6 protein-coding genes and 1 pseudogene are annotated in these 8978 nt (G+C 66.4%); 4 read left to right on the top strand and 3 right to left on the bottom strand.

The features are described 5' to 3' along the window. Nucleotides 1-379: 379 nt before the first annotated feature. Nucleotides 380-3550 carry an adenosylcobalamin-dependent ribonucleoside-diphosphate reductase gene (locus ACFQEU_RS09375; RefSeq protein ID WP_379781489.1) on the bottom strand — a complete coding sequence of 1057 codons (3171 nt, stop codon included), beginning with the start codon at nt 3548-3550 and terminating at the stop codon, nt 380-382. 432 nt (nt 3551-3982) lie between these two features. On the opposite strand from ACFQEU_RS09375, the gene ACFQEU_RS09370 reads away from it, so the two are divergent. Then, entirely contained in the window at nt 3983-4234 is a 252-nt protein-coding gene (locus tag ACFQEU_RS09370) for a hypothetical protein (RefSeq protein WP_379781486.1), read from the top strand. Nucleotides 4235-4273: 39 nt separating this feature from the next. Here the strand turns inward: ACFQEU_RS09370 and ACFQEU_RS09365 are convergent, their stop codons facing one another. Both ACFQEU_RS09365 and ACFQEU_RS09360 read right to left on the bottom strand, forming a co-directional pair. Beyond that, nucleotides 4274-6556: a CDC48 family AAA ATPase gene (locus ACFQEU_RS09365; RefSeq protein ID WP_379781484.1), complete on the bottom strand. Its 2283-nt coding sequence runs from the start codon at nt 6554-6556 to the stop codon at nt 4274-4276. Next, a pseudogene (locus ACFQEU_RS09360) lies at nt 6553-6806 on the bottom strand (Hsp20/alpha crystallin family protein). Before ACFQEU_RS09360 ends, ACFQEU_RS09365 begins: the two are co-directional and overlap by 4 nt. Nucleotides 6807-7010: 204 nt before the next feature. Here ACFQEU_RS09360 and ACFQEU_RS09355 point away from each other — a divergent pair. From ACFQEU_RS09355 to ACFQEU_RS09345, 3 genes are all read left to right on the top strand, one after another. Next, nucleotides 7011-7781: an alpha/beta fold hydrolase gene (locus ACFQEU_RS09355; RefSeq protein WP_379781483.1), complete on the top strand. Its 771-nt coding sequence runs from the start codon at nt 7011-7013 to the stop codon at nt 7779-7781. Between the two features lie 66 nt (nt 7782-7847). Further along, nucleotides 7848-8594, top strand: coding sequence for a DUF2391 family protein (locus ACFQEU_RS09350; RefSeq protein ID WP_379781481.1), 747 nt, complete (start codon nt 7848-7850; stop codon nt 8592-8594). Between the two features lie 113 nt (nt 8595-8707). After that, the coding region (locus ACFQEU_RS09345; RefSeq protein ID WP_379781479.1) for an Hsp20/alpha crystallin family protein at nt 8708-8978 on the top strand (271 nt) is incomplete at its 3' end.

The following is an 8978-nucleotide window of genomic DNA, read 5'->3' as shown; positions in this document are numbered from 1 at the left end:
GCGGGCTGCGCAGGCGACACAAGCACCGCAACGAGGGAGCGAACACCGTGAGCGACCGAGTGAGGAGCGCAGCGAGCGTGCGCAGCCCGCAGCGGCTGGGGCTTTGGAGGCCGTCACCGCAGCACCACTCTATCGCATATAAACAGCCGACAGCAACACCACTCTATCGCTTATAAACTACCACTCCACAAACGTGTTATACCCACTCCCGCAATCGATCAAAACACGCTCGACGAAACGGCTATTTGACGCGTACAGACACAAACGAGCCCGTGTCACGTGGTCACAGGCACACGCAGTGAACAACGGCAGTTCTTCGCCGCAAAAAATAAAACGGAACCCGAATCCCCGACGGGTTCAACCGTGCGAGGAGGTCACTCTAACACTCCGACCAGCCGCACGACTCGCACGTCTTGCAGCCCTCGGAGTAGTAGAGGTTCATCCCGCCACACTCGGGACACTCCGGCGACTCGCCGGCCGCGATGAGGTCCTGGGTGACGTCCGTCCCCGTCCCGTTCTCGGCGGGACCGGTCGATTCGGTCCCTGCGGGCGCGTCGGTCGCCGTGTCAACGGCGGTCGGCCCGCCGTCGGTCTGTCCGGGCGCGTCGGTCGTCTCGGCGTCCGCCCCCGTCGTCGCGTCGCTCACGTCGTCGAGACTCTGCTGTTGGGGGATCCCCTTGTCGATCTCGTCGTCGAGGTAGCGCCGGAGCGCGGTGCCGATCGCGTCCGGGATCGACTGGATCTGCTCGCCTTTGTCCCAGGCGACCTTGGGGCTCCGGGTGCCCTGTAGCTCGTCGACGATCTCCTCCGGATCGACGCCCGACCGGAGCGCCGTCGAGATGACCTTCGCGAGCGCTTCCGTGAAGGAGTTGGTGTAGCCGCCGGAGTGGCCGATGTTCGCGAACAGCTCGAACGGCCGGCCGTTCTCCTCCTCGTTGATCGTCACGTACAGCTTGCCGTAGCCGGTCTCGACGCGCTGAGTGACGCCCGACAGCGAGTCGGGACGCGGCCGCGTCTCCGTGTAGTCGACCTCGGGCTGATCGGCGGACTCGAGCAGCCCGGCGATCTCCGTGTCGATCGCGGCCTGGACGTCCTCGTTGTCGAGGAACGCCTCGATACCGCCGAACACCTCGCCGATCTGCTCGACGATCGTCTCGGCCGCCTCCGTCTCGTCCGCGAACTCCGTGTTCTTCGCGCGCGTCGTCAACACCTGCTTCGAGCGGGTGCCGTCGCGGTAGACGGTGACGCCCTTCCCGCCGTGGTCGTAGATGTAACGGTACACCTCCTCCATCTCCTCGGCGGTGGCGTCGTTCGGGAAGTTGCACGTCTTCGAGATGGCGGAGTCGACACCCTTCTGGCAGGCACACTGAACCGCGGCGTGCTGTTTGCCCGAGAGGTCGCCGGTGACGACGAAGAGCTCGCCGATGGCGTCCGGCACCGTCTCCAAGCCGTCGACGCCGTCGAACTCGTTTTCGGCCATCTGCGCCTGTGCCTCCCGCTTCACCGCGTCGACATCGATGTCGTTCTCCTCTAAGGTTCGCAGGAAGTAATCGTCGAACTCGACGAGCATCTCGTCGCCCTGCACGTCGTCGGAGACGTTCTTGTAGTAGGCGACGTTGTAGATGGGCTCACAGCCGCCCGTCGTGTTGCCGATCATCGACGTCGTGCCCGTGGGCGCGATCGTCGTCGTGTTGTGGTTGCGGATCGGGAACCCGTCCGCCCACTCGTCGGCGTCGAGCCCGGTGTAGTGTTCGAACCAGTCGCGGTACTCGGTGGGGTTCGCGTACTTCGACTCCTCCCAGTCGTTGAACACGCCGCGCTCCTCGGCGAGCTCGTGAGAGGTCAGCTTCGACTGGTGGTTGATGTGGGTCATCAGCTGGCGGGCGACCTCGTTGCCCTCCTCGGTGCCGTACCGGATACCGAGCTGGATGTACAGCTGTGCAAGCCCCATGATACCCAGCCCGATCTTCCGCATGTCACGGACCTTCTGTTCGATCTTCTCGACCGGGAAGTCCGACATCGTGACCACGTTCTCGAGGAAGCGAGTGCCGTAGTCGATCCGCTCGTCGAACTCCTGGAAGTCGATCGCCTCCTCGAGGAACGCCGACATGGCCGCCTCCTGTGAGTCGTACTCGTCGGCGTGTTCGGCGGACCAGACCCGCCAGTCCGGCGCGTCCTGTGCCGCGAGCGTCGAGAGGTTGATGTGACCGAGGTTACAGGCCTCGTACTCCTCCAGCGGCTGCTCGCCGCAGGGGTTCGTCGCGAGGATCCGATGGTCGGGGTTCTCCTCCACGTCGAACGAGTGTTCCTTGTTCACTCGTTCGAGGTAGATGACGCCGGGTTCGCCGTTCTCGTGAGCGCCCTCGATCATGTCGTCCCACAGCTCCTGTGCGGGGATCGAGAGCACTTCGCCGACCTCGACGTGCTCGCCGAGGCCGAACATCTCGTAGATCTCCTTCGTCTCGGGCGTCGCGACGTGGGGTTCCTCCGTCCGCGGGTTGGTGAAGGTGAACTCCTCGTCGTTGTACAGCGCCTCCATGAAGTCGTCGGTGACGCCGACCGAGATGTTGAAGTTCGAGAGGTGTCCCTCGACGGCGTTCCGGAGGTGTTCGGGCACCTTCCCGTCCTCGTCGATGAGGTCGCGGGCCTCCTCTAAGGCGTCCGCGAAGGAGTTGTGCGTGAAGTCGTCGGGGTCGTTCAGGCGCAGCGAGTGCGCAAGGGAGACGTCCTTGTTCTTCGAGTGGATGAACTGGATGACGTCCGGGTGCGAGACGCGCATGACGCCCATCTGGGCACCGCGGCGCGCGCCGCCCTGGGCGATCGTCTCACACATCTGGTCGAACGTCCGCATAAAGGTGATCGGCCCGGAGGCGATCCCGCCCGTCGAGCCGACGGCGTCGCCGTAGGGGCGGAGCTTCCAGAACGCGTACCCCATCCCGCCGCCGCTCTGGAACACTTCCGCGGCCTCCTTGGCGGTCTGGTGGATGTCGGTGATGTCGTCGGCCGGGGAGTCGACGAAGCAGGCGGAGAGCTGCTGGAGCTCGTCGCCGGCGTTCATCAGCGTCGGCGAGTTCGGCATAAAGGAGAGCTGCTCCATCCCCTCACGGAACGTTTCGGCGGTCGACTGGACGTGGTCCCGGACCCCCTCGGGCAGCTCGGGGACGACGGTCTCGTACGCGAACTTGTTGACGTTGTGTGCCGAAAGCGCCGTCTCGACATCGTCGTCGGTCGAGACACCAGTGCCGAACACCTCCGCCGCGAGCTCGTCACGGCGTGGGTGATCCGGCTTGATCTGGTCGGGCGTGACGGTGACCTCGACGCCGCGTTTCTCGGCCTCGAAGACCGCTTCCGCGAGCGCGACGTTGCGTGCGACGCGGTCGAACAGCTCCTCCTGACTCTCGACGGGTTCCCCGTCCGCGTTCTTCCGGAGATAGCGGGCAGGGAGGATATTGTGGTAGGCGTTGCCGGTGAGACGTTCCTCCATCGTCTCGCCGGTGGTCCGTTTGATCGGCAGTTCGAGCTCGTCCGCGGAGACGCCGTCGCTGCTCATTCGACGACCACCCCGATCGGCTGGCGTGTAATATGTGTCATCTGTAGTGTTGGTGTACTCGCGAGGCGGGCCCTTGATGTCTTCGGATGTCCCGGGCCCCGGCGGGCGTATATGTTCGATCCCGTATGTAACGGTCGTCCGGCGTGTGCGGCTGCGGAAACGGTTCGAATAAACGTAACACGCTCCGTCCACATAAGCATGGGTGGAGCGCACTGAAACTGAAGCAGGTGTGAGAAAACTGCGGGACACAGCCCGTTTCCCACCGGAAACAAAGGGGGGTTAGGCTCGAGGGAGATGCCCAGTCGTGGCCGCCGAACCCGAGGCGTCGCAACCGAAGAGCCGGGAGTGGAGAACGCGACGACCAGGTAAACATATCAGCCAAATATAATAGATGCCCCCAGACTTATACCGACCGTCGTCGTGGGTGCCGGTATGACCACGTTCGCCGCTGCCGTCGCGTCCGGTATCGCTACCGCTCACGCGAGTGTTCCCGGTATCCCCGGGGCGCTCGCGCAGGCCGGCGTCCTCGGTGACCCGATGGGCCAGCTGCTGATCGCGCTGGTCGTCATCGCGGTCGTTATCGTCGTCGGGAAGTTCCTCCTATCGCTCGCATGGCGGCTCATCACCATCGCCGTCGTCGTCGTGGCGGTGGCGTTCGGGCTGTCTGCAGCAGGGCTGATCTAACGGCCGGAACGTACTACGATCCGGGCCGAGCGTCGGGCGTTACTGGAACGCGCCGAACTCCGATTCCACCGGGGTGTCGGTGTCGGACCGCTGGAACCGCCGTTCGATCTCCTGGTACCGCTCGCGCGTCTCGGGGGTGACGCTCGGGTTCACTTCCTCCAGTGCACCCTCGAAGTGTGCCATCGTCACGCGGACGTTGCCGACGGACTCGCCGACCTCCTCGCGCGGCACGCTCTCGATGAACTCCCGGGAGGCGTTCATCGACGCTTCGCGGGCGACCGCCTCGATGTCCGCGCCGACGTACCCTTCGGTCTTTCGAGCGATCACGTCGAGGTCGACGTCGTCGGCCAACGGCTTGTTCCGCGTGTGGACCTCGAGGATCTTCCGCCGCGCCTCCTCGTCGGGAACGGGCACGTGAACGTGCCGGTCCAGCCGGCCGGGGCGGAGCAGCGCCGAGTCGATGAGGTCCGGACGGTTCGTCGTCGCGATGACGACCACGTCCTCCAGCGATTCGAGCCCGTCGAGCTCCGTCAGCAGCTGGGAGACGACCCGCTCGCCGACGCCGGAGTCGTTCGTGTTGCCGCCACGCTCGGTCGCGATCGAGTCGATCTCGTCGAAGAACACGATCGTCGGCGCGTTCTCCCGGGCCTTACTGAACACCTCGCGGACGCCCTTCTCGGACTCGCCCACGAACTTGTTCAACAGTTCGGGCCCCTTGATCGAGATGAAGTTCGACTCCGCCTCGTTGGCGACCGCCTTCGCGAGCAGCGTCTTCCCCGTGCCCGGCGGGCCGTACATCAGGACGCCCTTCGCGGCCTGCATGTCGAGCTCGTCGAACACCTCGGGGTACTCGAGCGGCCACTGGATCGTCTCGCGAAGCCGCTCTTTGGTGTCCTCCAAGCCGCCGACCTGGTCCCACGTGACGTCCGGGACCTCGACGAACACCTCGCGCAGCGCGGAGGGCTCGATCCCCTTCATGGCCTGCTTGAAGTCCGTCTCGGTGACTTGGATGCTGTTCAACACGTCGGCGTCGATCTCGTCGCTTTCGAGGTCGAGCTCGGGGCGGATCCGCCGCAGCGCGTGCATCGCGGACTCCTTCGCCAGCGATTCGAGGTCGGCCCCGACGAACCCGTGGGTGTTCTCCGCGTACTCGTCGAGGTCGATCCCGTCGACGAGCGGCATGTTCCGCGTGTGGACCTGCAGGATCTCCTTGCGGCCGTCGCGGTCGGGGACGCCGACCTCGATCTCGCGGTCGAAGCGGCCGCCGCGGCGGAGCGCGGGGTCGATGGCGTCGACGCGGTTGGTCGCACCGATGACGACGACCTCGCCGCGGTCCTCCAACCCGTCCATCAACGAGAGCAGCTGGGCCACGACGCGCCGCTCGACGTCGCCCCCGGCCTCCTCGCGTTTGGGGGCGATCGAGTCGAGCTCGTCCATGAACACGATCGCGGGGGCCTCCTCGGTAGCCTCCTCGAACACGTCACGGAGCTGTTCCTCGCTCTCGCCGTAGTACTTCGACATGATCTCCGGACCGGAGATCGTGTGGAAGCTGGCGTCGATCTCGTTGGCGACCGCCTTCGCGATCAGCGTCTTCCCGGTGCCCGGCGGGCCGTGCAGCAGCACGCCCTTCGGCGGGTCGATGCCGAGCCGCTTGAACAGCTCCGGGTGCCGCATCGGGAGCTCGATCATCTCGCGGACCTGTTCGAGCTCGTCGTCGAGCCCGCCGATGTCCTCGTAGGTGACGTCGGGGCCCTCGCCGGTGCCGTCCGGGCCGCCGTGTGCCTCGGAGCCGCTGACGATCTCCTCCGCGGGTTTCTCGGAGATCGTGACCTCCGTCGCGTCGGTGACGACGACGGTGCCTGAGGGATCGGTCTCGGCGATCTTCACCGGTACCGCCTGTCCCTGACCGCCGCCGCCCATCAACCCGAAACCGAACGGGATGCGGACGGTCTGTCCCTCCGTGATCGGCTGGCCGGCGAGCTTGTCGCGGATGAACCGGCCGACGTTCCCGCGGACGCCGAGCCGCTGGGGCAAAGCGATCGTGACGCGGTCGGCGGTGTGTACCTCGACGGACTCGACGGTCACGCGGTCGTCGATCCCGACGTTCGCCTCCTGACGGAGCTTCCCGTCGATGCGGATCACGCCGGAGCCGTCGTCCTCCGGGTAGCCGGGCCAGACGCGGGCGATAGCCGCACCGCTCGGGCCCTCGACACGGATGAAGTCGCCGCCGGAGAGGTCGAGCTCCTCGGCCGCAACGCGGTCTATCGCCGCGAGCCGGCGACCCGCGTCCTTCTGTTTCAGCGGCTTGATCGTGAGCTTCATCGGTCACCCTCGATGGTCAAGACGCCGTTCGTCACCGACGCGGTGGCGGCCGGGCCGGGGAGCTCGAACTCCGATTCGACCGGCTCGCCGTCGCCCTCAATCACGACGATCGCGGTGTGGCCGACGGTGTCGACGGTGATCGCCTCGTCGTCGCCGCCGACGAGTCGGCGGCGACGACCCACCCGTCCTCGTACTCGTAGCGGCGGACCAACGCGGCCTCGCCGGTCGATCGGGTCAGTTTGGTAGTCATCCTAACTACAAGTTAGGTCCGAGAGTATTTAAATGTTTTGTGAAAGATCGCATGACGTGACGATTTCGTTCGGATAGCGGTTGTATTGCGGTTCAGGTCGTCGGGACGACAGCGTCGGCGGACCACGGCGGGTCGTCGAGGGTCACCGAACTCCCGGCAGTCCGGTCGGCAGTTCTTATATACTCTCGCGCGGGAGGCGGGCGTATGCACCGAACGCGCCATCACGGTCGCGAGACCGCCTACCGGGAGTCGGACCGCGGCGGCGACGGACCGACCGTCTGTTGTATCCACGGGAGCGGCGGGACGAGCGACGGTTGGAAGGCACAGAGCCGCTTGAGCGACCGATTTCCCGTCGTCGCGCCCGATCTATCGGGGCACGGCGAAAGCGACGACGTGCGTACGGAGCCGGGGATCGAAACCCTCGACGCGTACGCCGACGACGTCGTCGCCGTCGCCGAGGAGACGGGTGCGACCGTGCTCTGCGGGAACTCGCTCGGTGGGGCCGTCGCCCTCTGGGTCGCGCTCGAACGCGACCTCCCCCTCGACGGCCTCGTCCTCGCGGGCACCGGGGCGAAGCTCGCGGTGGCCGAACCCCTCTTGGACGCGCTCGCGAACGACTTCGACCGGGCGGTGTCGACCCTCCACGAGCCCGACCGACTGTTTCACGATGCGCCCGACGAGTACGTCGAGCTCTCGATGGCGACGATGCGGGCCTGTGGCCGGGCCGTAACCGAGCGCGACTTCCGGACGTGTCACCGGTTCGATGTCCGCGACCGGCTCGATGAGGTCGCGACCCTCGCGCTCGCCGTCGTCGGCGAACACGACACGCTCACGCCGCCCTCGTACCACGACTACCTCGCCGACCGGATCCCCGACTGCGAGCGTGCGACCGTCGCCGACGCGGCCCACCTCGCGATGCTCGAGGAGCCGACCGCGTTCAACGCGGTGCTCGCCGAGTTTCTCGACCGATGCTGAGACGCGGATCCGCGTCCCTCCCTCCCGTCGTACAGTTTTTTCACTGGGGGGCGTGACGACCCGGCCATGAGTAGGGACGACCGCGGGGACGCCGTGGAACCGGGGGGTCGGTCGGGATCCGACACCGGACCGAACGCGGAGGACGCCGTCGACGTCGCGTCGCTTCCCGGGGGAGAGAACCCGGATATCAACGACCTATTGACCAAACTCGACGCGCTGAAAGATACCGTCGACGACCCACACGAGCGGGAGAAGGTGCGACAGACCATCTCGCTCGTGGAGCGGATGCCCGGAAGCGAGGCGTTCACCAGGCGGATCACGAAGTACACGACCCGGGATATCGCCGAGTCGTTCGTGGGCGGGATCCTCCTCTCGTTGCCGCTGCTCGTCGAGGACGGCGTCTTCGACATCGCCGAGTGGTTCGCGAGCGCGCTCGTCGGCGGCGTTCCCGTGTTCCTCGTCGCGAACGTCCTCTTCGTGTTGGTCATGACGTGGGGACTGTTGTACTACGCTGACTTCCGTGACCTTCAGGACGAGAGTCCGATACTCGGCTTCCTGCCGCGACGACTGGTCGCGGTGTTGGTCATCTCGCTCCTCGTCGCCGTGGGGACGATGACGCTCTGGGGGCGGCTGTTCGAGGGGGATCCGACGACCGTGGAGGCGATCGGTCGCGTCACGGTGATCTGGGCGGCCGCCGCGTTCGGGGCCGCGTTAGGCGACATCCTGCCGGGTGAGTCGACCGGGCAGGACGTGAACCAGCGGTTGACCGAATCGCGGGAGGCCCGGGAGCCGAACGACCGCCGCGACGACTGAGCGCGTGGCGGTCGCGGGTGGTGGGCGGTGGTCGCTCGTCGCGAGCGGGGTCGACCTGACCGAGAGGGGCCGGGGACCACAGGTTTTTCGCCGCGGCCGCCGTACTGATCGGTATGTCAGCGTTACGCGATGCGCTCCGGGACCTCCCGGACGCGGTGTTTGCGGATCTGCTCGAGTCCGACGACGAGTACGTCCTCCTCGTCGACCTCCCCGGAGCGGCCGCGGAGACCACGGAGGTACGCTTCGACGACGGTCGGATCGAGATCGAGGCGCGGCGCGAGAAGTCGACGCCGGAGGGGTTCCGCTACGTCCGCGAGGACCGTCCGCTGTTCCTGGACGCCGAGCTGCCGCTCCCGCCGGACGCCGACGGCGACACGGCGGGCG

Source organism: Halorubrum tibetense, assembly GCF_042661865.1.
Lineage (GTDB): Archaea > Halobacteriota > Halobacteria > Halobacteriales > Haloferacaceae > Halorubrum > Halorubrum tibetense.
The sequence above is the reverse complement of the archived record's forward strand: the minus strand, read 5'-3'. Positions and strand labels throughout refer to the sequence as shown.